At 72.9% G+C, this 25,908-nt stretch carries 18 protein-coding genes, 1 pseudogene and 1 riboswitch; of the genes and pseudogenes, 12 read left to right on the forward strand and 7 right to left on the reverse strand.

All coding sequences use genetic code 11. The features are described 5' to 3' along the window. Positions 1-194 precede the first annotated feature (194 nt). The 4 genes from ACIBMZ_RS22650 to ACIBMZ_RS22665 all read right to left on the reverse strand — a co-directional run bounded on the left by ACIBMZ_RS22650 (position 195) and on the right by ACIBMZ_RS22665 (position 6,271). On the reverse strand, positions 195-3,563 hold the full coding sequence (locus ACIBMZ_RS22650; protein ID WP_396696846.1) for an endo-1,4-beta-xylanase: 3,369 nt from the start codon (positions 3,561-3,563) through the stop codon (positions 195-197). 265 nt (positions 3,564-3,828) lie between these two features. Next, positions 3,829-4,413 (reverse strand): hypothetical protein, encoded by a 585-nt coding sequence (locus tag ACIBMZ_RS22655; RefSeq protein ID WP_396696848.1) that lies wholly within the window; start codon positions 4,411-4,413, stop codon positions 3,829-3,831. A 316-nt stretch (positions 4,414-4,729) separates the two neighbouring features. Further along, positions 4,730-5,443, reverse strand: a complete 714-nt coding sequence (locus ACIBMZ_RS22660) for a hypothetical protein (protein ID WP_396696850.1) — start codon at positions 5,441-5,443, stop codon at positions 4,730-4,732. A gap of 186 nt (positions 5,444-5,629) precedes the next feature. After that, entirely contained in the window at positions 5,630-6,271 is a 642-nt protein-coding gene (locus tag ACIBMZ_RS22665; RefSeq protein ID WP_396696852.1) for a hypothetical protein, read from the reverse strand. Between the two features lie 195 nt (positions 6,272-6,466). On the opposite strand from ACIBMZ_RS22665, the gene ACIBMZ_RS22670 reads away from it, so the two are divergent. The 9 genes from ACIBMZ_RS22670 (at position 6,467) to deoC (ending at position 18,609) form a co-directional block, all read left to right on the forward strand. Further along, positions 6,467-9,262, forward strand: a complete 2,796-nt coding sequence (locus tag ACIBMZ_RS22670) for an AfsR/SARP family transcriptional regulator (RefSeq protein ID WP_396696854.1) — start codon at positions 6,467-6,469, stop codon at positions 9,260-9,262. 649 nt (positions 9,263-9,911) lie between these two features. After that, positions 9,912-10,904 carry a glycoside hydrolase family 11 protein gene (locus ACIBMZ_RS22675; RefSeq protein ID WP_396696856.1) on the forward strand — a complete coding sequence of 331 codons (993 nt, stop codon included), beginning with the start codon at positions 9,912-9,914 and terminating at the stop codon, positions 10,902-10,904. Positions 10,905-11,102: 198 nt separating this feature from the next. Continuing rightward, positions 11,103-11,885: a GntR family transcriptional regulator gene (locus ACIBMZ_RS22680; protein WP_396696857.1), complete on the forward strand. Its 783-nt coding sequence runs from the start codon at positions 11,103-11,105 to the stop codon at positions 11,883-11,885. Between the two features lie 104 nt (positions 11,886-11,989). Beyond that, on the forward strand, positions 11,990-13,366 hold the full coding sequence (locus tag ACIBMZ_RS22685; protein WP_396696859.1) for an ABC transporter substrate-binding protein: 1,377 nt from the start codon (positions 11,990-11,992) through the stop codon (positions 13,364-13,366). 64 nt (positions 13,367-13,430) lie between these two features. Further along, complete coding sequence (locus tag ACIBMZ_RS22690) at positions 13,431-14,402, forward strand: carbohydrate ABC transporter permease (protein WP_396696861.1); 972 nt, start codon at positions 13,431-13,433, stop codon at positions 14,400-14,402. Beyond that, entirely contained in the window at positions 14,402-15,226 is an 825-nt protein-coding gene (locus ACIBMZ_RS22695) for a carbohydrate ABC transporter permease (protein ID WP_396696863.1), read from the forward strand. The genes ACIBMZ_RS22690 and ACIBMZ_RS22695 overlap by 1 nt, the downstream gene beginning before the upstream one ends. Further along, positions 15,223-16,698 carry an FGGY-family carbohydrate kinase gene (locus tag ACIBMZ_RS22700; protein WP_396696865.1) on the forward strand — a complete coding sequence of 492 codons (1,476 nt, stop codon included), beginning with the start codon at positions 15,223-15,225 and terminating at the stop codon, positions 16,696-16,698. The genes ACIBMZ_RS22695 and ACIBMZ_RS22700 overlap by 4 nt, the downstream gene beginning before the upstream one ends. Positions 16,699-16,724: 26 nt before the next feature. Beyond that, complete coding sequence (locus ACIBMZ_RS22705) at positions 16,725-17,771, forward strand: zinc-binding dehydrogenase (RefSeq protein WP_396696867.1); 1,047 nt, start codon at positions 16,725-16,727, stop codon at positions 17,769-17,771. A 127-nt stretch (positions 17,772-17,898) separates the two neighbouring features. Beyond that, the gene (gene deoC / locus ACIBMZ_RS22710) at positions 17,899-18,609 is read left to right on the forward strand and encodes a deoxyribose-phosphate aldolase (protein ID WP_396696869.1); all 711 of its coding nucleotides are present in this window, start codon (positions 17,899-17,901) and stop codon (positions 18,607-18,609) included. 142 nt (positions 18,610-18,751) lie between these two features. On the opposite strand, the gene cobF is transcribed toward deoC, so the two are convergent. From cobF to cbiE, 3 genes are read right to left on the reverse strand one after another with little or no spacing between them, the layout of a single operon-like run. After that, positions 18,752-19,522: a precorrin-6A synthase (deacetylating) gene (gene cobF / locus ACIBMZ_RS22715; protein ID WP_396696870.1), complete on the reverse strand. Its 771-nt coding sequence runs from the start codon at positions 19,520-19,522 to the stop codon at positions 18,752-18,754. Positions 19,523-19,527: 5 nt separating this feature from the next. Further along, positions 19,528-20,298, reverse strand: coding sequence for a precorrin-4 C(11)-methyltransferase (gene cobM, locus ACIBMZ_RS22720; protein ID WP_396696872.1), 771 nt, complete (start codon positions 20,296-20,298; stop codon positions 19,528-19,530). Then, entirely contained in the window at positions 20,295-21,506 is a 1,212-nt protein-coding gene (gene cbiE / locus ACIBMZ_RS22725) for a precorrin-6y C5,15-methyltransferase (decarboxylating) subunit CbiE (protein WP_396696932.1), read from the reverse strand. Before cbiE ends, cobM begins: the two co-directional genes overlap by 4 nt. 89 nt (positions 21,507-21,595) lie before the next feature. Then, positions 21,596-21,699: riboswitch (cobalamin riboswitch) on the forward strand. A gap of 119 nt (positions 21,700-21,818) precedes the next feature. On the opposite strand from cbiE, the gene ACIBMZ_RS22730 reads away from it, so the two are divergent. The 3 genes and pseudogenes from ACIBMZ_RS22730 to ACIBMZ_RS22740 all read left to right on the forward strand — a co-directional run. Continuing rightward, the gene (locus ACIBMZ_RS22730; protein WP_396696934.1) at positions 21,819-23,831 is read left to right on the forward strand and encodes a magnesium chelatase subunit D family protein; all 2,013 of its coding nucleotides are present in this window, start codon (positions 21,819-21,821) and stop codon (positions 23,829-23,831) included. After that, on the forward strand, positions 23,831-24,445 hold the full coding sequence (cobO, locus tag ACIBMZ_RS22735; protein ID WP_396696874.1) for a cob(I)yrinic acid a,c-diamide adenosyltransferase: 615 nt from the start codon (positions 23,831-23,833) through the stop codon (positions 24,443-24,445). Before ACIBMZ_RS22730 ends, cobO begins: the two co-directional genes overlap by 1 nt. Then, a pseudogene (locus ACIBMZ_RS22740) lies at positions 24,439-25,821 on the forward strand (cobyrinate a,c-diamide synthase); the annotation flags it as partial. The gene cobO and the pseudogene ACIBMZ_RS22740, both read left to right, overlap by 7 nt. Positions 25,822-25,908 lie beyond the last annotated feature (87 nt).

Consider the following 25,908-nt stretch of genomic DNA (forward strand, 5'->3'; position numbering starts at 1 on the left):
GCGTTTTCGCAGGTCAAGTGCGCTGCGTAAGTTCCGTCGTCTGTCCAGGGTGGGACATCGGTGGCTCCGTCGAATGTCCTACCCGACCCGTCTCCGGCGTGGTCGACGTACCGGCGGGCGGCTGCGTGGACTGGTGCCCGGACGGGTGTGGCGGCCACCGCCGGAGCGATGGCCGCCACGAGTCGGATCGGTTCCTACAGGTTGGCGCAGTATCCGACGCTGTGGGTACTGGCGCCGGGCTTCAGGGTCCGGTTCCAGTCCACCCCGCTGATCCGGTAGCCGCCGTCGGCCTGACGTTCCCGGGTGAAGTTCCACGCGGTGTAGATGTCGCCCTCCAGGTCGACGATCGCGGTCCAGGCCACCGGCTTGTCACCGGTGTTGGTGGCGGTGATGGTGGCGCAGTAACCGCCACCGCTGTCGGAGTTCCAGCGGGCCACCCGGGTGAGCGTGACGTCCACGGTGGAACCCTCGACCAGCCGTCCCACGCCCCAGCGGGCGGTACTCTGGTAGCCGACGCCCTCCTGCTCGGCCCAGTTGCGGATCGACGTGCGCGTACCCCCGGAGGCGTCGTTGACCTGGAAGTCCAGGCCGTGGAAGGTGTCGAGGCCGCCGTACTCGAGCAGGCTGATCGCGGCCTCGACGGTGTAGCCCGTCGCGGTCCGCACGACCGCGCTGGTCAGCCGTCCGGCCTGGAACGCCTCGTCACCGGTGCCGAACGACACGACGTTGTCGGCGTTGATCCGGATCTGGGTGTCGTCGTAGCGGTAGGAGCCGTTCTTGGCGTTGCCGGCGTCGACGTAGATCTCGACCGAGTCCTGGGTCCACGGGTCCGACCCGGAGACGTCCACCTCCGGATCGGTGACCTCGGCCAGCACGTACAGCGTCTGATCCCGCCACAGCGTACGGACCTGCGCCGACGCCCCGTCGGTGCCGGAGACCTGCTTGGCCGTGGTCACCGTGCTCGCCTGGCTCCAGACCGCGTCCACGGTGCCGTCGACCACCGGTGCGCTCGGTGCACGGCGCACCTCCAGGTACGACAACTCCTCCACCAGGGTCAGCGTGCCGACCGCGCCCGGGGTGTTCCAGCCGGAGGTGGTGCCGTCGTCGGTCACCCGCACGTCGAGGGAGAGCGTGTCCCCCCGGGTGGCCTCGGTCAGCGGCAGGTGGGCGACCAGGTGGTAGCCGCCGTCCCGGGCCGCCGCCACGGCGGGCACGTCCCCGGTGCCGTCGCGCCGGACCCGGTAGGTCTCGCCGTCCAGGGCGAACTCGACCCGGTCGTCGTCGGAGACCGTGGCGTCGGTGACCGTGACGTACGCGGTGAGGTGGTCCGCTGCCCAGCGCAACTGGAACCGGGCCGCCTCCTCGACCGGGTGCAGCGGCAGCTTGCGCCAGGTCAGGTCCGTCGGAGCGGCGGCGGTCAGCGGCACCTCCCCGGCGAAGACCGTGGCGGTGCGCAGCCGGGCGGGCAGCTCGCCGTCGACCGCCCCGTGGTAGGCGGGCTTGGCACGCAGGTTGTCGTCGAACAGCAGCGGCGCACCGTTGCCGGACCGCCACGAACGACCGTCGGTCAGCCCCCACACGGTGACGGCCAGCAGGTCGTCGGTGTGCTCCCGGAAGATCCGGAAGGCGTCCCGGTAGTAGTAGCCCTGCTCGATCAGGTTCGCCTGGGTGACCGGGGTACCGGTGGTGACGTCGAGTTCGGTGACGGCCTGGGTCACCGGCAGGTCGGTGAACGCGTCCAGCGCCGCCTCCAGGCTGCTCACCGGCGTGGCCAGCGAGACGTGGAACTGGTGACCCACCCCGTCGACCGGCACACCCCGGGCGATCAGCCGTTCCACCAGCGCCCGGTAGCGGGCCTGCTTGCCGCTCTGCTCGGTGTTGTAGTCGTTGATGAACAGGGTGACCGGGTCGGTGCCGTCGACCGCGTACACGTCGTTGAACGCCTCGTCGGCGTACTCGAACGTCAGGTCGATGAAGGACTCGCCGAGGATCCGGTACCACTCGCTGCGGCGTAGGCCGTCGGCGTACTCGCCGCTGTCGCTGACCACCTCGTTGACCGCGTCGAAGGCGTAGAGCGGGTTGGTGGCGGAGCCGAACGCGCCGTACCGCTCGCTCAGCGAACGGGCGACGGCGAAGATGTGCGTACGCAGCCGCTCGCGCAGCACCTGCTGGTCGGCGGCGGACGTGCTCAGCGGCTGCCCCGCCGAGTCCTGGAAGAACCAGGCCGGCGTCTGACTGTGCCAGACCAGCACGTGACCGTAGACCTTCAGGTCGTTGTCGCGGGCGAAGTCCATCATCGTCAGCGCCTGGTCGTGCGGGCGGAAGGTGCCCTCGTCGTCGTACCAGGCCTCCGGCTTCATGTGGTTCTCCGCCGTGATCTGGTTGAAGTGCCGGGTCAGCAGTTGCGCGGCGGCACCCTCGGTCTCCCGGCCGTCGATCGCCACACCGACCGGGAAGTCGGTGGTCTCGTGGATGCCGGTGAGGTCCTCCACCACCGGCGGCTCGGGCACCCGGACGACGATGTCGTCGGCGAGGAAGTCACTGGTGTTGCCGGGGACGTCCGCGCCCTGCCAGCGGGTCTCGAAGTAGAGGTACGCGCTGTCCGCCGCCGGCACGGTGAAGCGGGCCGTCACCTGCGTCCACCCGGTGTTGGTCACGGTGGTGAACTGGGCCAGCGTGGCGAACGACTGGCTGCCCCCGCTGGTGCTGGCCAGGCTGAGCCAGACCTCGTCGGTCGGCTGCCCCTCGGCGAAGCGCAGCCAGGCGTCGAGCTCGTAGGTCACGCCGGGCTCGACCAGCCCGGTCACGTCCCGGCCGAGCCCGGCGCCCTGGTTGACCCGGTCGCTGACCAGCGCCGCGGCCTCCCCGCCGTGCGCGACGTCGGTCAGCGTGACGCTCGGGGCACCCGGACCGCCGTCGCGCGGTCCCCAACCGTCCAACCCGTCCTCGAAGTCGGTGTCGACGACCACGGTCCCCGGCGCGGGTCCGGTCCCGCCGTCCGGCGCGGTGATCAGCACGTCGTCCAGCAGGAACGGGGTGGTCCCCTCCGCCTCGACGTAGAGGGTGGCCGCGCTCAGCCCGGTGGGCAGCGTGTAGTCGCCGCCGATCCGCACCCATTCGTCCGCGGAGGCGGTGACGCTGTCGCCGATCCAGGTGTACGTGTTGTCGCCGCCGTTGGCCGGCGTCGACTCGACGGTGAAGTGCACCCCGGCGGTGCCCTCGGTGCCGGCCGGGAGCCTCACCCACGCGCCGACCGAGTAACGCGTACCAGGGGTGAACAGGGCGGTCGCGCTGGTCGCCGGGCCCTGCCAGTTCGCCGTACGGCCGGTGACCGAGAGGCTGCTGTCGCTGTCGTGACCCTCCGACGCGATGGCGAGGGTGACGTCGCCCCGCGCTCCCCACGGGGCGTACGAGCCGGACTCGAAGTCGGAGGAGAGGACGGTCTGCGCGGCGGCGGCCGGACCGGGTGCGACGGCGACCGTCGCGACGAGTGTGGTGGTGCAGAGGACGGCGAGAAGCCGCGATCGCTGTCGCGATCGGCGGGAGGATTTCCAGAGGCGCATCGGTGATCCCTTTACGCGATTGTGGCTGGTGGCGGGGTGTGAAGCCGGGCGCGTACCAGACGCATCCAAGCGCGTGCATGTTATGTCGGGCCGATTGCCCTGACCAGAACTTCCGGAAAGTTTCGGAAAAGGGCGCGGTGATGATCGGCCTGACGGAGGTTGACACCGACCGTTAGGAAGGGGCCCTTCCTATGCACCAGGCGTTAGTAAGGTGCCCTTCCTTGCGCCGAGCCCGCCGAATCCGCGCCGCGTCAGCCGGTACGGGTCACAGCCCGGCCGCCGCGTCGTACCGGCGACGCAGGTCGGCCATCTCCCCGGGCTCGAGCGCCTCCTTCTGCGCCAGGTCGGCGTACTTCGCCGGGAACATCTGCCGCAGCCGGTCGATGAAGATGACGTCCTCGGTCGCCTCGACCACCTGGATGCCGGGTGGGTTGGTGGAGCGGTCCATGATGACCGGACCGGCCAGCTTGACCGCCCAGTCCCAGGTGCGCTTCTCCTCGGCCACCCCACAGAGGTGGAAGCCGTAGACGGTCCGGACGTCGGCGATCGTGGTCACCTCGGCCGGCTCGAAGCCGTACACGTGGACCCCACAGACCACCGCCGGTGGCGTCTCCTGCCCCTCGGCCGCCTGCCCGGGCCCGTGGCCGGCGTGGTTGTGCTGCCCCGGGTCCGCCTGTTCGAGCGTGGAGCGCATCCAGGTCATGAGCTGCCCGCGCAGGTCCGCCGGCTTCGTGTCCGTCTCGGCGGCGCGGACCAGTGCCACCGCGGTGACCGAGACGGTCAGCACGATCACCGCCACCCACACGAAGCGGTTCCGGTACCACCCCGCCACACTCTGTCGGGAAATCATGACTGCTTCTCACCTCGTCGCCGGTTCTGGTGCGTCGGCAGATCGCATCGGACGCCCCCGGCAGGTCCGGCCCGCGAGCGCGGACTCGTCCCGGAGGACACACGTACGGTGGGGACATCTGCCCGGAATGTGCCCGTCGTCGTGGTGATGGCCTGGCGATGCGGCGCGCGACCGTCTGCCGATGCGGCGCGCTGCCGGCATAGCGCTGCTCCCGTGCGCAGGCCGTTCCCAGCGCGTTTGCCCCCGCGCTGCGGCGATATGAGCCATTCCAGCACGCGCGGACCCGGTCCGGCAACATCGACGGCCGCCGAGGTGGCTATTCCGTCCGGCGCGTCACCGGGAGGTCGTCGAAAGCGTCTTGCGGGTCCGGCCGGCCGAAGGCCAGCGCCAGGAACGGCCGGGCCGCCAGGTCGTCCCGGCCGCCGACGCCGGTCAGCAGGGCCGGGTGCGGGCCCCGGAACAGGCCGCCGCCGAAACCCCGCCGCACCGCAAGCAGATACGCGGCGTGCAGGCTGACGCCGGTACGCAGCAACAGGCCGAGGTGGCCGTCGACGTCCTGCCGGTTCGGCGCGGCGCCCAGGTCCCACACCGGAGCCAGCACGCACGGCACCGTGGCGCACGGGCCCGATGCCAGCCCGGCCATCGCCTCGGCCGCCGGTAGTCCGGACGCGTCGACCAGCTCGCCGTCGCGGTACTCGTGGACGCCCGGGTTGGTGTCGGTGACCGCGCGGGCGAACACCAGCCAACGCGCGCCGTCGGCGTCCTCCAGTGCGACCGGCTGCGCGGCGTCGGCACCGGCCTGACAGATCCGCAGCACGTCGGCGCGGGGCAGCGGGTTACAGAGGTACCGCCGCACCGGCTGCCGGGTCCGCAGGAGTTGGTCCACATCCTCACCGGGGAGCCGGGACGCCGGGATCGGCAGCCGAGGCGCGGTGCGACCGGCCACCGACGTCCGCCGTCGGACCGCCTGAATCAGGCCCGTGGCCCGGTCGTCCGACGGGCCGTGCCGGGGCGACGGGTCCTCACTCATCGACACCTCCGGAGGAGATCAGTTTGCCGGCGAACGCCTCGTCCCGACCGGCCCGGCCGCCGGCCGGCGGGCCCGTTCGCACCGGGGTGGGCGTGCTGGTCCGGACCGTCGGCGATCCCGATGCCGACGGTCCGGACCACCACGCCCACCACAGTGGCCGCCGTTGGGGCCGGTTGCCGCTGGTCGTCAAGCCGCCCGCTCGGCCAGGTCGGTGTCGCCGAGCCGGTCGGTGAACTCGTACCAGGCGCGGGCGCAGGCCTGCCCGACGTCGCGCAGCACGTCCCGGCAGTGGCCGGGCGTGGCGTCGGCGACCGCGTCGGACTGCTCGGCGAGCGCCAGCGTCGCCGAGACCAGCCGCAGCAATGCCTCTCCGCGTTCGGTGTGGCGCAGCGACGGGTCGTCGGCCAGCCGTTCCAGCCCGGCCCGCAGTGCCGGTCCGAGGGGATCGGCGGGGCCCTGCCCGGGCGGTGCGCTCGGCGAGGTCTCCGCCGCGCCCTCGCCGGAGACGGCCGCCAGTTGTCGACGGACGTCGAAGGCGGTGCCCACCGAGATGCCGGCCTCCCGAGCCACCTCGCGCAGACTGGCCTCCGGTCGGCGACGCATCAGCTCCTCGGCCCGCCGGGCCGCGGCCAGCCGCTGTGCACCGTCGACGACCCGCATCGTGGACCGCTGCACCAGGATCGGCGGGATCACCCCGACCGACTCGGCCAACTGCTGGATCCGGTTGGTGCCGGCCACCGACAGCCGTGGTGAGCAGCCGGCGACCACCGAGGCGACGTCGACGAGAGTCACCTCCCGGCTCCGGGCGACCTGGATCCGTTCCCGCATGCGCACCTCGACCGCCACCGTTTGGAAAGATCATCGATTGGCGGCCGATGGTACGGTCTCCGACGTATCCGTCGCGCACAACTGGCGTACAAATGAATTGTCCTCGACTCCTGGCGGTCGGCCGGTCCGGCCGCGCGACGACGCGGTTCGGATGGTGTCCGGTCCAATGGCTCCGGCCGTCGGCTGAGGTGACTGATGCTTCTCCGCTTCGACCTTCTCGGCCCGTTGTCGGTGTCCCGGGACGGGCACCCGGTCGACCTCGGCTCGGTCAAACAACGGCTGCTGCTGGCCCTGCTGCTGACCCGCCCCGGTGAGGCCGTACCCGCCGACGAACTGGTGAACCTGCTCTGGGGCGACCAGCCGCCGGCCTCCGCCGGGGCCAACATCCGCACCTACGTGCGCGGGCTGCGGCAGGCGATCGACTGCGACGGACGGATCGTCACCACCGCCGGGGGCTATCTGCTGCGGGTCGAGCCGGACGACCGCGACCTGGACCGCTTCGACGCCGCCGTGGCGCGCGGGCGCACCGCCGCGACCAGCGGTGACCCGGTACGCGCCGAGGCCGAGCTGGCGCAGGCACTGGCGCTGTGGCGCGGGCCCGTCCTGGCCGGACTGCCGCTGCCCCGGGCACTGTCGCGCTGGGTCGGGCAGGTGGCCGAGCGGCGTCTGCTGGCCGAGGAGGACCACGCCGGCACCCGACTCGCGCTGGGTGCGGCGGCGCAGGTGATCCCCCGACTCCGGGCCCTGCTCGAACGGCATCCGCTGCGGCAGCGCGCCTGGGCGCACCTGATGACCGGCCTGTACCACAGCGGGGACGTGGCCGGGGCGACGGCGGCCTTCCGGCAGGCCCGACAGGTGCTCGCCGAGGAGACCGGGATGGACCCGGGGCCCGAGCTGACCCGCCTGTACGACGACATCCTGCACCACCGCTGCCCGCCGCCCGGCCCGCCACCGCCCGCCCGGGCCGCGCCCGCCGCCGTCCGGACCCGTCCGGCGCAGTTGCCGATCACCACGCCGGACTTCGTCGGTCGTCGGGAGCAACTCGCCCGGCTCGACGCGGTCGTCGGGCACCCGGGCGGCGGACCGACCTCCGTGGTCGTCACCGTGGTGTGCGGGATGGCCGGGGTCGGCAAGACCACGCTGGCGTTGCACTGGGCGCACCGGGTCGCCGACCGCTTCCCCGACGGGCAGCTCTACGTCAACCTGCGCGGCTACGACGAGGGCGAGGCGGTCTCCCCGGCCGACGCCCTGCTCGGCTTCCTGGAGGCGCTGGACGTACCGTTGGCCCGCATACCCAGCAGCCGGCACGCCCGCACCGGCCTGTACCGCAGCCTGCTGGCCGACCGCGAGATGCTCATCGTGCTCGACAACGCCCGCGACGCCGACCAGGTGCGCCCGCTCCTGCCGGGCGGGGGCCGCTGCGCCGTGGTGGTGACCAGCCGGGACCAGCTCAGCACGTTGGTCGCCGCCGAGGGCGCCCGCCTGCTGACCCTCGACGTGCTGACCGACTCCGAGTCGACGCACCTGCTGCGGAGCCGGATCGACGGCAGCCGCCTGGACGCCGAACCGGCCGCCGTGGCCGAGATGATCGAAGCGGCCGGTCGGCTTCCGCTCGCGTTGTCCATCGTGGCGGCCCGGGTCGCCACCCGGCCCACGTTCCCGCTGGAGGCGGTCGTCGCCGAGCTGCGGGCCCCGGAGACCCGGCTCGCGGTGCTCGCCGACGGCGACGTGCGGCGGGTGTTCTCCTGGTCGTACGAGGCGCTGAGCCCGGACGCGGCACGCCTGTTCCGGTTGCTCGGGCTGCACCCGGGGCCGGAACTGAGCGGCTTCGCCGCCGCCGCGCTGCTCGGCTGGCCGCGCGTCGCGGTCGCCCCGGTGCTCACCGAGCTGACCCGGCTGCACCTGCTGACCGAGCACCGTCCCGACCGGTACGCCTTCCACGACCTGCTGCGCTCGTACGCCGCTGAGCTGGCCCAGGCGGACGAGCCGGCCGACCAGCGGTGGGCGGCCCATCGCCGGTTGTACGACCACTACCTGCACAGCGCCGAACCGGCCGGTCGCCTGGTGCAGCCGCAGTGGCCGCCGGTCACCGCGCTGCCGGCGTTACCCGGCAACGTCCGCGTGCCGATGGTCGACCAGGACGCCGCGCTGGCCTGGTTCACCGCCGAACGGCACGTGCTGCTCCGGGTGGTCCGGCAGGCCACCGCCACCGGTTTCGACGCGTACGCCTGGCGGCTGGCCTGGGCGCTGACCACGTTCCTCGCGCCGGGCGGGCTCTGGCAGGACCAGTCGACCGCCCAGCAGGCCGCGTTGGAGTCGGCGGAACGTCTCGGTGACCTGGAGGCGCAGGCCACCGCCAACCGCCTGCTCGGCCGGGCCGCCTACCGGTTGGGCGAGTACGACACCGCCGGTGACCGCCTCCAGCGCGCGATCACGTTGTACGAGAAGCTCGGCGACCAGGACGGACTGGCGCAGACGCTGCACAACTACACCGAGCACTGCTTCGTGCTCGGCCGACGGGACGAGGCGTTGACGCACGCCCACGAGGCGTTGCGGCTCTACCGGCTCGTCGGCAACCGGGCGGGCGAGGGGCGGGCGCTGAACGCGATCGGCTACCTGCACGCCGTGTTGGGCAACCATCGGCAGGCCATCGCGGACTGCACCGAGGCGCTCGCCCAGCAACGGTTGATCGACGACCGCAACGGGCAGGCGGCGACGCTGGACAGCCTGGGCTTCGCCTACCACGGTCTGGGGGAGTACCGGTCGGCGGTGACCTGCTACGAGCAGTCCATCGAGTTGTTCCGCGACTCGGCCGACCGCTATCACCAGGCGGAGACCCTCACCCGCCTCGGCGACACCCGCGCCGCCATGGACGACCTCGACGGGGCGGAGGCGGCCTGGCGACTGGCCGCCGCCATCTTCGACGACCTGGGTGATCCGGCCGCCGAGGGCGCCCGCCGCCGACTCGCCGACCTGCGTCGCTCCGGGTAGACGCCGGTCTGTCGAGGAGGCGGTGCAGCGCCCCGGTCAGCGCGACCGGGTTCTCCTCGGCCACGTGATGGCCGGACTCGATCGGGTGCCCGCGCAGGTCGTCGGCCCACCGACGCCACACGGCTGCGGGGAGTGGTCGGGCCGGTTCGGCACCCTGCCGGACTGCCCATAGCCGCGCAGTTCCGGACAGAGCACGGTGTACCCGAGGTCGACCATGCACGACATGTACCCCGCCCGGTGCCCGCTCGTCGTCCGGAAACCCACTGGAACTTCCGACGGCAGGGGCTGGGCGTGTCCGGGGCGACACCGATAGTTGCGGTCTATATTCACCCAGGTGACGCACTCTCGATAGCGCTGAACAGGATCAACATCGCGGTGGGCGGTAGTTCCGGCGGGCCGGAGATGTCGGGAGTGTTTCCGGAAGTTGTTGACGTGTCCAGGGAAAACGGCCAATACTGTTGGCCATCGACGCAGCTCAATCATCGTCGACCTCGCCACCAGTTCCGCCGGTCACCGTGCGGCACGACCGGTACCCCACCACCACCGAATGCGATACGCGCCGACCGTCGACGGCGGTCGCCCGGGCCGCCGAGCGGCGGTCGGCGCGTACGCACCGCTGGCCTCCGGCCAGCCGTCCCGAGGAGGAAGCATGCCCGACGGCCTCGTGCAACCGAGACGCCGCAGACCCCTCCGGTCGCTGATCGGCGCGGCCTGTGCCGTGGCGCTGATCACGACCGGAACCGTGGCGATCACGACAGGCCCCGCCCACGCCCAGACCGTGACCTCCAACCAGGAGGGGAACCACAACGGGTTCTTCTTCTCGTTCTGGAAGGACAGCGGCAACGTCTCCATGACGATGGGCAACGGCGGTCAGTACAGCACCCAGTGGAGCAACGTCAACAACTTCGTCGCCGGCAAGGGCTGGAACCCGGGTACGCGGCGCAACGTGACCTACTCGGGCACCTTCAACCCGAACGGCAACTCGTACCTGACCCTGTACGGCTGGACCCGTAGCCCGCTGGTCGAGTACTACATCGTGGACAGTTGGGGTAGCTGGCGTCCGCCGGGCGCCAACTCCATGGGCACGATCAACACCGACGGCGGTACGTACGACATCTACCGCACCCAGCGGGTCAACCAGCCGTCGATCGACGGTACGCAGACCTTCTACCAGTACTGGAGCGTCCGGACGTCGAAGCGGGTCGGCGGCACCATCACCACCGGCAACCACTTCGACGCGTGGGCCGCCCGGGGCATGAACCTGGGCAACCACTACTACCAGATCATGGCCACCGAGGGGTACCAGAGCAGCGGTAGCTCCAACATCACGGTGAACAGTGGGGGCACCACCAACCCCACCACCCCGCCGCCCGGCAACGGCGGCTGCTCGGTCAGCGTGAGCCGGGCCGAGGACTGGAGCGACCGGTTCAACGTGAACTTCTCGGTCAGCGGCAGCAACAACTGGACCGTCTCCATCCGCACCAACGGCGGCCAGAGCGTGCAGAACAGTTGGAACGCGTCGATCAGCGGCTCCAGTGGCACGCTCACCGCGCGGCCGAACGGCAATGGCAACAACTTCGGCGTCACGCTCTACAAGAACGGCAACAACACCACGCCGACCGCGAGTTGCTCCGCGAGTTGACGTGATCGACCGTGACGGGGTGTCGGCCATCGGCCGGCACCCCGTCCGTCGTCGTGCATCACTGCGCGGTCGTGGGGTGAGTTGACCCGCGCCAAGTTTCCTGAGGTCAGGGGCTTGACGCCGTGATCGACCAGCCCTATGTTCAGTGATGTCCACAGACTAATGCGGACATCACTGAACAAGCGACGAGGAGCAGGCGTGGCGACGACCCAGGAACTGAACCCCGCCGCCCTCAGGGCACTCACCCGACAGGTCTCGCCCGCCGAGGCCGAGGCGCTGCACGAGCAGATCTCGCAACTCATGCGGCAGCGCATCGAGTCGGGGGAGTGGCCGGAACACCTGAAGCTCCCCGCCGAACCCGAGCTGGCCGCCGCGCTGAACGTATCCCGGGGCACGGTCCGCCGGGCCATCCGTACGCTGATCGAGGCCGGCCTGCTCAAGCAGACCCGGGGCAAGGGCACCTTCGTCCGGGGACAGATGCTGGAGCAGGAGTTCGCCCAGGAGCTGATCTCCACCGCGCAGAGCCTGGACCGGGAGGGCGTCGAGTACCACACGCAGGTGCTCTCCGCCCGCGTCGTCCAGGCCCCCTCGCACATCGCCGCCCACCTCGGCCTGCGTGCCGACGACCTCAGCGTGTTGGCCATCCGCCGGACCCGATCGGTCGGCGGCGAGGTGGTCTACCTGCTGGACAACTACCTGCCCACCGCCCTGTGTCCGGACCTGTCACCGCAGGTCCTCCAGGAGCGGTCACTGTTCGGAGTGCTGGAACACGACTACGGCGTGACCGTCGACTCGGTCCGGCGTACCTTCTCCGCGATACTTCCCGACGACGACGTCAGCACCGCGATGTCGCTGCGTCCCGGGGTCCCCGTCCTCTACCTCGAGCAGATCTCCTACCAGGCCGACGGAGACTCGGTCGAGTACTCCGACGTCTGGGTACGCGGCGACCGCGTACGGATCTCCTCCTGGATCAAACGGTAGGACGCCCCGCCCCACCCACGTCCTTCCCCCTCCACACCCCACCCCCACCCGTGCCGACGGTGGTTCGCCACCGCCGTCGTCGCACGCTGCCCTGAGGAGACATCATGCGCAACGAGGCTCCCTTCCGGCTGTCCAGGCGCGGCCTGCTGACCGGCGCGCTCGGGATCGGCGGCGCCGTGGCGCTCGGCGCCTGCGCCGGCCGCGAGGGCGACAACGGCCCCGCGAACGCCGCGGCGGCCAGCGAGACGTTCAGCGGCTCCGGCATGTCCTGGGACCGCTTCAAGGGCGAGACGCTCAACCTCCTGCTCTGCGAGCACTGGTGGACCTCCGCGGTCAGCAAGCGGTTCGCCGAGTTCGAGTCGCTCACCGGCATGAAGCTCAAGGCCAACACGCTCTCCGAGGACAGCTACTACCAGCAGGCGCTGGTGGCCCTCTCCTCCGGCGCCACCACCTACGACGCCCTGATGGTCGGCAACCTGCAGGCCGGGCAGTACATGAACGCGGGTTGGCTGGAGCCGCTGGACAAGTACTTCGGCGGCGGCGACCTGGTCAACACCGGCTGGTTCGACCCGAACGACTTCTTCGAGCCGGCCCGCCGGGCCAGCAGCCTCAACGGTGAGCTGATGGCGTTGCCGCTGTCGGCCGAGGCGGGCGTGGTGATCTACCGCAAGGACCTGGCATCGCAGGCCGGGATCACCGGCTTTCCCACCCAGGAGAGCCTGGTCGACGCCAGCGCGAAGCTCGCCGCGAGCATGGAGCGCCCGTTCGCCGGGCGGGGCCGGCGCGGTCTCGACATCGTCTGGACCTGGACCAACTACTTCCTCACCCAGGGCGGCGAGTTCTACGCCGGCAACACCCCGGCGGTGGACAGCCCCGAGGCGGTCGCCGCGACCGAGCTGTACGTGCAGCAACTGCTCAACCGGTACGGCCCGAAGGGCGCGTCGAACATGAGCTGGCTGGAGGCCACCGGCTCGGTCAACGAGGGCCGGGCGGCTCTCTACACCGACGCCAGCGGACTGCTGTCGGTGGTGCTGGACAAGAGCAGCAGCCAGCACACCGAGCAGATCGCGGTGTCGCGCTGGCCCGGCAGCGCCGCCGCCCCGGCCGCACCGAACTACTGGTACTGGATGGCCGGCATCCCGAAGGCGTCGCGCAAGAAGGAGCAGGCGGCGCTCTTCTACGCCTGGGCGATGAGCAAGGAGACCGCCACCGCGGTCAGCTCCGAGTCGGGCAGCCCGTCGGCCCGCGAGTCGGTCTGGTCGAACAAGGACTTCCTCGCCTTCTACCCGGGCGACATGTCGCAGGAGATCGTCGCCAACCTCCAGGCCGTCGCGCCGGAGCGGGTGCCGTACGCGCGGCCGACCTTCCCGAGCGAGGCCGACGCGCTCTCCCTCGAACTGATCAAGGTGCTGGTGGACGGCAAGGACCCGAAGCGGGCCATGTCGGACGCGGCGGCAGCGATGGCCCGGGCCGGCCGATGACGCCCCGCTCCACCCCCACCGCCGTGCACGACTGCCGGAGCAGTCAAGGCCGAACGAGGTTGTGATGTCCGCAGATCGAACAGCCGTGCTCGCGCGGCAGGCCGCCGACCCGACGCCGCCGACGCGTCCGGGTACCACCGGTGGCCCGCCGCGCCGCCCCCGCGAGGACCGGGGCCGGCGACTCTTCCTGGTCGGCATGCTCGCGCCGATGACGGTGCTGCTGCTCGCGTTCACGCTCTACCCGTTCGTGTCGGTGCTGGTCGGGTCGCTGCGACGCAACGACCTGACCCGCCCCGACGAGCAGGGGTTCGCGGGCCTGGCCAACTTCGCCGACGCGCTCTCCGAGCCCGGTCTGCTGCGGGCGGTGCTGCTCACCGTCGGCATGGTGGTCGTCGCGGTGGTCGCCGAGTTCGTCCTGGGTACGCTCGCGGCCTCGCTGCTCTGGCGGCCACTGCGCGGCAGTCGGCTCTACCTGGCTCTGCTGGTGCTCCCCTTCGGCGCCACTCCGGTGGCGGCGTACCTGTCCTGGCGGTTGATGCTCAACCCGGACGGCGGGCAGATCAACGCCACCCTGGGCGCGCTCGGACTGCCCACCCCGGGCTGGACCTCCGAGCCGATGCTGGCCGTGGTGGCCCTCGTGGTGGTCGACATCTGGCAGTGGGCGCCGTTCATCACCCTGGTCATGCTCGCCGGGCTCAAGTCGCTGCCGGACGAGACCTTCGAGGCGGGCGCCCTGGACGGCGCGAACGCCGTGCAGCGGCTGGTCCGCATCGCGCTGCCGATGCTCAAGCCACTGGTGGCCTTCGTCGTGACGATCCGCGCGATCGACGCGATCCGCACCTTCGACTCGATCTGGATCATCACCGGGGGAGGACCGGGCGCGGCGACCGAGACGCTCGTCGTGCGCATCTACCGGACCGCCTTCAACGACCTGCACATCGGCGAGGCGTCCGCGCTCGGCCTGCTGCTGCTCGTCGTCCTCTTCATCCTCGGCAAGCGGTTCGCCGCGCCCGCGCTGCAACGGTTGGAGCACTAGTGCACGAGACGCGCAAAGGCCGGGTCCTGCGGACCGTGGCGATCTGGGGTCTCATCCTCTGGTCGGTCCTGCCGTTCGCCTTCATGCTCCGCGTCGGCTTCGCCGCCCCCAGCGACATCCGTGGTGGCGCACCGGACTGGCTGGCCCCGCTCTACATGTTCAACTTCGTCGACCTGTTCGGCGACGCGGACTTCATGGCGGCGATCGGCCGCTCCGTCCTGGTCGCCGTGGTCTCCTCGGCGATCGCCATCGCCGCCGCCACCCCGGCCGCGTACGCCTGCGCCCGGATGAAGTTCCGGGGCCGCGCCGACTTCGAGTTCTGGGTGCTGTCCACCCGGATGCTGCCCGCCGTCGTCGTGGTCATCCCGTACTTCGTGCTGTTCCGCCAGCTCGGCGGCATCGACACGGTGTGGGCGCTGACCGTGATGCACACGGTGGTCAACCTCGCGGTGACGTTCTTCCTGCTGCGCAGCTTCTTCGCCGACCTGCCGGCGGCGGTCTTCGAGGCCGCCGACCTGGACGGCTGCTCGGAGACCCGCAAGTTCGTCAGCGTGGCGTGGCCGATGGTGCGCAACGGCGTCGCCGCGGCGGCGGTGCTGAACTTCATCTTCTCCTGGAACGAGTTCGTCTTCGCGCTGACCCTGGCCAGCGGCGAGGCGAAGACGGTCTCGGTGGCGATGCTCGGGTTCATGCAGTTCCAGTCGGTGGCGATCGGCCCGATGATGGCCGCCGGCACGCTGGCCGTGCTGCCCGTCGCCGTCGTGCTGTTCCTGTCGCAGAAGCAGCTCGTCACCGGCATGAGCTTCGGGGCGGTCAAGGGATGACCGACGTCGTGTGCGTGGTCGACGCCGGCACCACCGGGATCCGCTGCGCCCTGGTCGACGAGCACGGCGAGGTGCGCGGCCAGCACAGCCGCGACCTGGCCGTCGACCACCCGCAGCCGGGACGGGCCGAGCAGTCCCTGCCGGCGATGTGGGAGGCGACCGTCGGGGAGCTGCGCGCCGTACGGGCCGTGGCCGACCGGGCCGGGCATCGGGTGGTCGCGCTGACCCTGGCCACCCAGCGGGCCTCCGTCGCCGGACTCGACGACGACCTGCGGCCGGTCACCCCGCTCGTGCTCTGGATGGACCAGCGGGGTGCCAGCGAGCTGGACGCCCTGCGGGCGGCCGTCGACGCGCAGACCTACAGCCGGGTGTCGGGGATGCCGTTGAGCACCATGCCGGCCCTGGCCACCCTGGTCTGGCTGCGGGCACACGCCCCCGAGGCGTACGCCGCGTCGTCCTTCTTCGTCGGCGTCCAGGAGTGGCTGCTGGCGCGGCTGACCGGCGGCCGACCGCAGGTCGACCGCAGTTGCGCCTCCTGGTACGGCCTGCTGGACCTGCACACCGGGCAGTGGAGCGCCGACCTGCTGGCGGCGTTCGACCTCGACGGTGACCGGCTGCCGGAGCTGCGCGCGGCCACCGACGTCGCCGGTGGCCTGCGCGACGAGGTCGCCGATCGGACCGGCCTGCCGCGCGGGTTGCCCGTGTACGTGGGCGGCGGCGACCAGCAGTGCTCGGCGGCCGGTGGCGGCGGGGTCCGTCCCGGCGCGGCCACCGTCAACCTCGGCACCTCGGCGACGATGGTCTTCCCGGCCGCCGTCGGTGACGCGGCCGACCCCGCCGGGTTCGTCCGCGCCGCCCACGTCGTCGCGGGCTGCGTCTCGGTCGAGGGCACCATCCCGGCCTGCGGGTCGGCCCTGCGCTGGCTGCGGGATCTGCTGCGCTACGGCGACGACGACACGGCGTACGAGCGGATGTCGGCCGACGCCCGGCAGGTCGAACCCGGCGCACGCGGCCTGCTCTTCGCGCCCACCATGGCCGGCGTCGGCACCCCGCACTGGACGGCGACCGGTGGCCGGATCGACGGCCTCGACTTCACCCACGGACCGGGCGCCCTCGTGCGCGCCACCATGGAGGGCATCGCGCTCCAGGTCCGTGACGTGCTGCGGCACCTGCCGCCGGAGTTGGCCGGACCGACGTTGACCGCGATCGGCGGTGGTGCCCGCTCGGACGTCTTCGGCCAGATCCTGGCCGACGTCACCGGCCGCACCATCGAGGTGCCGACCGGTGACCCGCAGGCCGCACCGCTGCGTGGTGCCGCCCTTTCCGCCTGGGTGGGTCTCGGCCGGTACCCGGACCTGGCGCACGCTGCCGGTTCCCGGCCCGCCGCCCGCCGTCACCTGCCCGACCCCACCACCGTCCCTGTCTACGACGCCCTGTACCGCCGGTACCTCGACCTGGCGGGCCTGGCGTGACACGCCACATCCGAGGAGAACGCGAGATGGAAGCCCACCCCACGGAAGAACCGTCGATGCGGGCGCTGATGCTGACCGGTGACCGCACCTCGGTCGTACGCAGTGTGCCGCGTCCGGTGCCGGCCCACGACGAGGTGCTGGTACGCGTGACGTCGTCGGCGGTCTGCGGCAGCGACCTGCCGCACTACCGCAAGCCGGCGGCCGAACTCGACAACCGCCTGCACACCGTGCCCGGCCACGAGGCGGTGGGCGTGGTCGCGGTGGCCGCCGCCTCCGGCGCCGGACCGGCCGAGGGCACCCGGGTGATCGTCTACCAGCACTCCGGCTGCGACGAGTGCGTCTTCTGCCGCAGCGGCGAGCCGATGTTCTGCGCCGACCGGCGGACGCTCGGCAACCACCGGGGCGGCGCCGACGCGGAGTACGTCACCGCTCCGGCGACCGGCGTCCTGCCGGTGCCCGACGACGTCAGCGACGGACTGGCGACGCTGATCGCCTGCAACTTCGGCACCGCGTACTCGGCGGTGCGCAAGTCCGGCGTCGGTGTCGGCGACCGGGTCGCCGTGTTCGGTCTCGGGCCGGTGGGTTGCTGCGTGGTGGCCCTCGCGGTGGCCGCCGGGGCCGAGGTCTACGCCGTCGACCCCATCGAGGGGCGGCGGGACCTGGCCAAGACGCTCGGCGCGGTGGTCGTCGACCCGCGCGGGCAGGACCCGGTCGCGACCGTCGCGGCCGTCACCGAGGGGCGCGGGCCGGAGATCGTCTTCGAGTGCTCGGCGAACCCGGCCGCCCAGGCGCAGGTGATGAAACTGGCCCGGCCGCACGGCACGGTGGTGCTGCTGGGCGCGAACAACAGCATGGAGATCGACCCCGGCGTGGACGTGATCCGCAAGGAGTTGCGGGTGCTCGGTAGCTGGGTCTTCACTCAGCCGGAGTTCCCGGCCGTGCTCCGCGCCGCCCGTGGCCTGCCCGCGCTGGCGCACCTGCTGGCCCCGCCCTTCCCCGCCGACCAGGCGGCCGAGGCGCTGGCCGCGGCCGACGCCGGCCACGTCGGAAAGGTGTTGATCGACTGGTCGTGACCCGACGAGCGGTGTGCCGCTCCCGTCCACCCGGTCCCTGACCATCCCCAGTTCCGCCACTGCGGCGGCCCAGGCGCGCGACGCCGGCCGCCGGGTGCCGCACGTCCGCACAAAGGAGATCCCCGCCATGACGTCCGCCACGACGGCCCTGCCGGCCGACCTGACCCCGGCCGCCCTCGCGCCGTACATCCAGCACACCCTGATCGAGGTGGGCACCACCCGGGACCGCATGATCAAGCACGCCGAGGAGGCGCTCGCGCACGGCTTCAACGCGGCGATGGTGCCGGGTTCCTGGGTGCCGGTCGTCGCCGAGGTGCTCCGCGGCACCGACGTCCAGGTGGCCTCCGCCCTCGACTTCCCGACCGTCGGCGTGACCACCAGCGCCGGCAAGGCGTTCGAGGCGGAGAGCCTGGTCCGCGCCGGTGCCGCCCAGATCGACATCGGCGTGCAGGTCGGCTGGCTCAAGAGCGGCATGTACGACGAGTTCCGCGAGGACATCGCCGGTGTCGTCCGCGCCTCCGGTGTGCCGATCAAGGTGATGCTCGAACTGCCGCTGCTGACCGCCGCCGAGCGGGAGACCGCCATCGAGCTGGCCATCGAGGCGGGTGCGGCGTACCTGAAGAACGCCAGCAGCGGCGCCGTCGAGGTCGCCAACCCGGAGAGCATCGGCTACCTGGTGTCCCGGGCCGCCGGCCGGAGCCGGGTGAAGGCGTCGGGCAGCATCAAGTCCTACCCGCAGGCCGTCGGGTTGCTGCGGGCCGGAGCCGAACTGCTCGGCACCAGCGCCGGCATCGCGATCGTCACGGACACCGCCACCGCCTCGACGGTCAGCTACTGACCCGCCGGTGACGACGTGACCGCCCGGGCGTGGGTCGGCGAGAGGCACCCTCGCACCCGCGCCCGGGCCCCGTCGCCGCCTCCCCGGTCACGCCCGCCGTCCCGGTCCCGCCGGGCAGGGCGGTCACGCCTCCCCGACCCGGTCACGCCTCCCCGACCGGGTCCCGGCGACGCAGCAGGTACGTGTCCATGATCCAGCCCTTGCGGCGGCGGGCCTCCCGGCGGGTCTCCACGATCCGCTCGGCCACCTCCGACAGCCGTCCGGCGACCAGGATCTCGTCGGAGGTGCCCAGGTAGGCGCCCCAGAAGATGTCGAAGTCCTCGTCCAGGTAGTGGGTGAAGGAACAGTTCGCGTCCAGCATCACCACGATGTCGTCGACGTCTGAGGGCAACCGCTCGGCCAACCGGCGACCGGTGGTGACCAGGAACGCCCGGCCCACCCGGTTGAGCCCGATGCGGTGCCGCGCCGCCAGCGTCGCCACGCTGCTGACGCCCGGGACCACCGTGTGCTCCAGCGCGACCCGCCCGCGCGCCTGGATCTCCTCCACCACCGCCAGCGTGCTGTCGTAGAGCGCCGGGTCGCCCCAGACCAGGAACGCGCCGCAGCCCCCGTCGGGCAGGTGCGCGGCGACGGCCTCCTCCAGCAGGTCGGCGCGGTGCCGCCGCCACTGGTCCACCGCCGTGACGTACCCGTCGGCCCTCCGGTCCCGGTCCGGGTCGCGCACCTCCACCACCCGGTGCTCCGGCCGGGCGAAACGGGCCAGCAACTCCTGCCGCAACGCGATCAGGTCGTGCTTCTCCGCGCCCTTGTCCAGCAGGAAGAACACGTCCGCCCGGCGCATCGCCTCGGCCGCGGCCAGGGTGAGCTGACCCGGGTCGCCCGCCCCGATGCCGATCACCAGGATCGTCCGCACCGCGCTCACCCCGTCGGCCCGGTCGGACGCTTGGCGCCGCGGTCCCGGCCGGGGGAGTAGAGGTAACTGTCCGGAAAGGAGTCGGCGGCCAGCGCGGCACCGACGATGATCACCGCGGTCCGGCGGATGCCGTGCGCCTCCACCTGGTCGGCGATGTCGGCCAGAGTGCCGCGCAGCACGACCTCGTCGGGGCGGCTGGCGTTGGCGACCACGGCCACCGGACAGTCCGACCCGTAGTGCCCGACCAACTCCCCGGCGATCTGCCGGGTCCGGGCCACCGCCAGGTGCAGCACCAACGTGGCGCGGCTGCGACTCAGCTCGGCCAGGGTCTCCCCGGACGGCATCGGCGTCGACCGGGCCTGGGTACGGGTGAGGATCACCGTCTGCCCGACGGTCGGCACGGTCAGCTCCCGGCGCAACGTGGCCGCCGCCGCCGCGTACGACGGCACGCCCGGCACGATCTCGTACGGCACCCCGGCCGCGTCCAGCCGCCGGGTCTGCTCGGCGACCGCGCTGAACACGGCCGGGTCACCGGAGCAGAGGCGGGCCACGTCGTGCCCGTCGCGGTGCGCCTCGACCATCGCCGCGACGATCTCGTCCAACGTCAGCTCGGCGGTGTCCACCAGTCGGGCGTCGGGCGGGCAGGTGGCGAGCAGGTCGGCGGGGACCAGGCTGCCCGCGTACAGGCAGACCTGGGCGCGGGACAGGACGCGCTGCCCGCGTACGGTGATCAGGTCGGCGGCGCCCGGTCCGGCGCCGATGAAGTGCACCGTCACGGCTTGCTCACCGCCCACTGCACCAGCGCGCGGGCGGGTTTCCACCCGGTGAAACCGCCCAGCGGCGCGGCCCGTTCGATCGACAGCCGGGTCAGGTCCCCACCGCGCCGGGCCATCTGGTCGGTGAGTTCGCGCTCGCCCTCCAGGGTGACCGCGTGGGCGACGAGTCGCCCGCCGGGCCGCAGCGCGTCCCAGGCCACGTCGAAGATCCCCGGCGCGGTCAGCCCGCCGCCGACGAAGACCGCGTCGGGTGCGGGCAGCTCCGCGAGGGCCTGCGGCGCCCGGCCCCGGACCACCCGCAACCGGGGTACGCCGAGGTCACGTGCGTTGGCGACGATCCGGTCGGCGCGGTCGTCGCGGCTCTCCACCGCCACCGCCGACGTGCGGGGGTCGCTGCGCAGCCACTCCACGGCCACGCTGCCGCTGCCGGCGCCGACGTCCCAGAGCAGGTCGTCGCAGGTGGGGCCGAGCCGGGACAGAGCCATCGCGCGGGCCTCTCGTTTGGTCAGCGCACCGTCGTGCGCGAAGGCGTCGTCCGGCAGACCGGGCACAGTGGACAGCACCCGGGTGCCGGGCGCGGCGGCGACCTGCACGGCGACCACGTTCAGCGGATCGCCGGGTGGGATGTCCCACCCCTCGGCCCGGCCGTCGACCCGCTGCTCCGTCTGCGCGCCGAGCGCGGCCAGGACGGTCAGCTCGCTCTCGCCGTACCCGGTGTCGGTGAGCAGCCCGGCCAGCGCGGCGGGAGTGTCGGCGTCGGTGCTGAGCACCAGCAGCAACCGGCCCGGGGCGAGGTCGCGGCGGACCTCGTCCAGGTCGCGGCCGACCGCGCTGCGCACGGTGACCCGCTCCACCGGCCAGCCCATCCGCGCGCACGCCAACGTGATCGAGGAGGGATGGCTGACCACGCGCACCCGGTCGGCGCCGAGCAGCCGCACCAGGTGCGTGCCGATGCCGAACCACATCGGGTCGCCGCTGGCCAGTACGCAGATCCGCTGGTCGGCGTGGGTCGCGAGCAGGTCGGGCAGGGCGGGCAGCAGCGGGGTCGGCCAGGCGACCCGCTGCGCCGGCACGCCCGCTGGCAGCAGGTCCAGGTGCCGCTTCCCGCCCAGCACCACCTCTGCCTGCCGCACCGCGTCGCGTCCGCGCTCGCCGAGCCCCGCCCAGCCGTCCGCGCCGACGCCGACCACGGCGACCGGGGATGTCATGGACCTCACGCGGCGCAACGGTAGTCCAGCAATGCGCGACCCTGCCGCCCCGGGGGGTCGGTGTGACATCATCGGCGACGACGGCGCGGTGGGGAACACCGGTGAGTCGGCCCGAGTGGGGCCGGTGAATCCGGGGCGGTCCCGCCACTGTGACCGGTCCGGCGCCGCGCCGGCCACCGGAAGCCAGACACTCGCTGCGCCGTACCGCGTCGACCGGTGTGTCGACGCGGTCGGTGACCGGTCGTGGGCGAGGACCCGCGCGAGGTGAAAGGTGTGGCCGTGCGGTCGTACCCCTTCTCCGCCGTCGTCGGCATGGACGACATGGCATTGGCGCTGAACCTGTGCGCGGTCTCCCCGGCGATCGGCGGTGTGCTGGTCCGGGGCGAGAAGGGCACCGCGAAGTCGACCGCCGTGCGGGCCCTGACCGCACTGCTGCCCCCGGTCGAGGTGGTCACCGACTGCCGCTTCTCCTGCGACCCGGCGGCACCCGACCCGGACTGCCCGGACGGGCCGCACCCGGCCGACCCACCGGCCCGTACGCGTCCGGCCCGGTTGGTGGAACTGCCGGTCGGTGCCGGTGAGGACCGCCTCCTCGGCGCGCTGCATCTGGAACGGGCGCTGCGCGAGGGCGTCACCGCGTACGACCCGGGCCTGCTCGCCGCCGCCCACCGTGGCCTGCTCTACGTCGACGAGGTCAACCTGCTGCACGACCACCTGGTGGACGTGCTGCTCGACGCGGCGGCGATGGGCCGCGCCACGGTGGAGCGCGACGGCGTCTCGGTCATCCACGCGGCCCGGTTCGTGCTGGTGGGCACCATGAACCCCGAGGAGGGGGAACTGCGTCCGCAGTTGCTGGACCGCTTCGGTCTGACCGTCGAGGTCGCCGCCAGCCGGGACCCGCAGGTGCGTGCCGAGGTGATGCGCCGACGGCTGGCGTACGAGGCCGACCCGGACGGTTTCGCCGCCCGGTACGCCGACGGCGACGCGGCGCTCGGCGCACAGGTCGCCCGGGCCCGCAACCTGCTGCCGACGGTACGCCTCGACGACTCGACGGTGACCCGCATCGCCGCCCTCTGTGCCGCCGCCGAGGTCGACGGGATGCGCGCGGACCTGGTCATCGCCCGGACCGCCATCGCCCACGCGGCCTGGTGCGGGCGCACCGAGGTGAGCGTCGGCGACGTCCGGGTCGCCGCCCGGCTGGCCCTGCCACACCGCCGCCGCCGCAACCCGTTCGATCCGCCGCAGCAGGACGCCGCCGACCTCGATCGGGCGCTGCACGACGCCGGGCTGGACGAGCCCGCGCCGCCCGAGGACGAGCCGGATCCGCCCACGGACGGCCCACCGGGCCCGGACGACCCGGACGGCCCGCCCGACGGTGGCGGCCCGGGGGACCCGGAGGCCGACGCGGCCGACGAGCGCCCGTACCGCTCCCGCCCGGACACCCCGCCCGCCCCGGGCACCGAGGGGGAGCGGACCGTCCCCGCCCCGGTACCGGCCGGCGCGCCCTACCGGGCCCGGCTGTTGCAGGTCCCCGGCAGCGGCCTCGGTGTCGCCGGCCGCCGTTCACCGGCCCGCACCACCACCGGCCGGACCGTCGGCGCCCGGCGTCCGGACGGCGCGACGACCGGACGGCCACACCTCGTGGCGACCCTGCACGCCGCCGCACCGCACCAGCGGGCCCGGGGCCGACAGGGTCCCGGCATCCTGGTCCACCCCGGCGACGTGCGGTTGCCGGTGCGGCAGGGCCGGGAGGGCAACCTGATCCTGTTCTGCCTGGACGCCTCCGGCTCGATGGGCGCCCGCCAGCGGGTCGGCGCGGTCAAGGCCGCGGTGCTGTCCCTGCTGCTCGACGCCTACCAGCGCCGGGACAAGGTCGGCCTGGTCACGTTCCGCGCCACCGCCGCCGAGGTGGCCCTGCCGCCCACCGCCAGCGTGGAGGTGGCCGCCGCCCGGCTGGCCACGCTGCCGACCGGAGGCCGCACCCCGCTGGCGGAGGGGCTGCTGCGCGCCCGCGAGGTGCTACGGGTGGAACGGATCCGTGACCCGCGACGGCGTCCGCTGCTGGTGCTGGTCACCGACGGGCGCGCCACCACCGGCCCGGACGCGGTGGGCCGGGCCCGGCACGCGGCCCGCCTGCTCGCCGCCGCCGGCACCAGCACCGTGGTCGTCGACTGCGAGCAGGGCCGGGTACGCATGCGACTCGCCGCCGACCTGGCCACCACGCTCGGCGGTCAGTACCTGCCGCTGGAGGGGGTCGCCGCCGACGCGCTCACCGACGCGGTACGCGCCCACACCGCCGTCCGCACCTCCAGGGGGGCCGCCTGATGCCCCAGGGCCAACCGGTCACCGTGCCGGACGACGGGCTGACCACCCGGCAACGCCGCAACCGGCCGCTGCTGATGGTCCACACCGGACCGTCGAAGGGCAAGTCCACCGCCGCCTTCGGGCTCGCCCTGCGCGGCTGGAACCAGGGCTGGTCGATCGCGGTGTTCCAGTTCGTCAAGAGCGCCAAGTGGACCGTGGGCGAGGAGCACGCGCTGCGCGCCCTCGGCACGCTGCACGAGCAGACCGGCCAGGGTGGCCCGGTCTCCTGGCACAAGATGGGTGCCGGCTGGAGCTGGAGCCGCACCCAGGGCACCGAGAGCGACCACGCGGCACAGGCCGCGGAGGGGTGGGCTGAGATCAAGCGTCGGCTCGCCACCTCCGCCCACGACCTGTACGTGCTCGACGAGTTCACCTACCCGATGAAGTGGGGGTGGGTGGACGTCGACGAGGTGGTGCAGACGCTGCGGGATCGTCCCGGCCGCCAGCACGTGGTGGTGACCGGGCGGGACGCCGACCCTCGGCTGGTGGACGCGGCGGACCTGGTCACCGAGATGACCAAGATCAAACACCCGATGGACTCCGGTCAGAAGGGGCAGCGGGGCATCGAATGGTGACCCTCCCGCCCCGGCTGATCGTCGCCGCTCCGGCCTCGGGGCAGGGCAAGACCACGGTGGCCACCGGCCTGATGGCGGCGCTGCGGCGGCGCGGCCTCACCGTCAGCGGCCACAAGGTCGGCCCGGACTACATCGACCCCGGCTACCACGAGTTGGCCACCGGCCGCCGAGGTCGCAACCTCGACCCGTTCCTCCAGGGCGAGCAGCGGATCCTGCCGCTGCTGCGGCACGGCGCCACCGTCGGGGCCCCCGCCGACATCGCGATCGTCGAGGGCGTGATGGGTCTGCTCGACGGCGCGGTCGGTCGGGCCGGGTTCGCCTCCACCGCCCACGTGGCGCGGCTGACCCGTACCCCGGTGCTGCTCGTGGTGGACGTCTCCGGTGCCTCGCGCAGCATCGCCGCCCTGGTGCACGGCTTCGCCACCTTCGACCCGCAGCTCACCGTCGCCGGGGTGGTCCTCAACAAGGTCGGCTCGGTGACCCACGAGGCGGAGATCCGCGACGCGCTGGCCGTCACCGGTGTGCCGGTGCTCGGGGCGCTGGGCCGGGACGCCACTCTGGACACCCCGAGCCGGCACCTCGGCCTGGTGCCGGTCGCCGAGCGGGCCGCCGCCGCCGCGCGCACCGTCGACGCGCTCGCCGCCCACGTCGCCGCCGGAGTCGACCTCGACCAGGTCGTCGCGGTGGCCCGCCGGGCACCCGCGCTGCCCGGCCCGGCCTGGGACCCGGCGGTCGAACTCGGCGGCCTCACCGTCGAGGGGACCGTCGCGGTCGCGTCCGGACCGGCGTTCACCTTCCGGTACGCCGAGACCGACGAGCTGCTCACCGCGGCCGGGCTGCGGCTGGCCCCGGTCGACCCGCTGCACGACCCGAGGCTACCCGAGCAGACCGCTGGGCTGTACCTCGGTGGCGGCTTCCCCGAGGTGTACGCCGCCGGACTGACCGAGAACGCGTCCCTGCGTCGGGCGGTGGCCGACGCCGCCACGCGCGGCGTCCCGACGGTCGCCGAGTGCGCCGGGCTGCTCTACCTGGCCCGCGACCTCGACGGCGCGCCGATGACCGGAGTGCTGCCGGTGCGCGCCCGGATGACCGACCGGCTGACACTGGGCTACCGGGACGCACGGGCCGCCACGGACAGCGTGCTCGCCGACACCGACCAGCAGGTCACCGGCCACGAGTTCCACCGCACCCGCGTCGACGCCGACCCCGACACCGCGCCCGCGTGGCGGTTCCGGCCCCGACCGTCCGCCGCGCACGGCACCGCCGCGCCGGTGCCCGACGGCGTCGTGTCCGGCACCGTGCACGCCTCCTACCTGCACGTGCACTGGGCCGGACACCCGAGCCTGGCGGCCCGCTTCGCCACCGCCGTGCACCGGCACACCACCGGCGCGGCACCCCGTACCCCCACTGTCGTCCCGGCCGTCGCGGGCTCTGCTGGCGCGATCCCGGCCCCGCGTGTGCCC

Origin of the sequence: Micromonospora sp. NPDC049900 (genome assembly GCF_044461025.1) — a bacterium.
Lineage (GTDB): Bacteria > Actinomycetota > Actinomycetes > Mycobacteriales > Micromonosporaceae > Micromonospora.

Bases quoted from the DNA above. Each gene is read 5' to 3' on its own strand.
- ACIBMZ_RS22650 (WP_396696846.1), bottom strand. From the start codon at position 3,563: ATGCGCCTCTGGAAATCCTCCCGCCGATCGCGACAGCGATCGCGGCTT.
- ACIBMZ_RS22655 (WP_396696848.1), bottom strand. From the start codon at position 4,413: ATGATTTCCCGACAGAGTGTGGCGGGGTGGTACCGGAACCGCTTCGTG.
- ACIBMZ_RS22660 (WP_396696850.1), bottom strand. From the start codon at position 5,443: ATGAGTGAGGACCCGTCGCCCCGGCACGGCCCGTCGGACGACCGGGCC.
- ACIBMZ_RS22665 (WP_396696852.1), bottom strand. From the start codon at position 6,271: ATGCGGGAACGGATCCAGGTCGCCCGGAGCCGGGAGGTGACTCTCGTC.
- ACIBMZ_RS22670 (WP_396696854.1), top strand. From the start codon at position 6,467: ATGCTTCTCCGCTTCGACCTTCTCGGCCCGTTGTCGGTGTCCCGGGAC.
- ACIBMZ_RS22675 (WP_396696856.1), top strand. From the start codon at position 9,912: ATGCCCGACGGCCTCGTGCAACCGAGACGCCGCAGACCCCTCCGGTCG.
- ACIBMZ_RS22685 (WP_396696859.1), top strand. From the start codon at position 11,990: ATGCGCAACGAGGCTCCCTTCCGGCTGTCCAGGCGCGGCCTGCTGACC.
- ACIBMZ_RS22690 (WP_396696861.1), top strand. From the start codon at position 13,431: ATGTCCGCAGATCGAACAGCCGTGCTCGCGCGGCAGGCCGCCGACCCG.
- ACIBMZ_RS22700 (WP_396696865.1), top strand. From the start codon at position 15,223: ATGACCGACGTCGTGTGCGTGGTCGACGCCGGCACCACCGGGATCCGC.
- ACIBMZ_RS22705 (WP_396696867.1), top strand. From the start codon at position 16,725: ATGGAAGCCCACCCCACGGAAGAACCGTCGATGCGGGCGCTGATGCTG.
- deoC (WP_396696869.1), top strand. From the start codon at position 17,899: ATGACGTCCGCCACGACGGCCCTGCCGGCCGACCTGACCCCGGCCGCC.
- cbiE (WP_396696932.1), bottom strand. From the start codon at position 21,506: ATGACATCCCCGGTCGCCGTGGTCGGCGTCGGCGCGGACGGCTGGGCG.
- ACIBMZ_RS22730 (WP_396696934.1), top strand. From the start codon at position 21,819: ATGGACGACATGGCATTGGCGCTGAACCTGTGCGCGGTCTCCCCGGCG.
- cobO (WP_396696874.1), top strand. From the start codon at position 23,831: ATGCCCCAGGGCCAACCGGTCACCGTGCCGGACGACGGGCTGACCACC.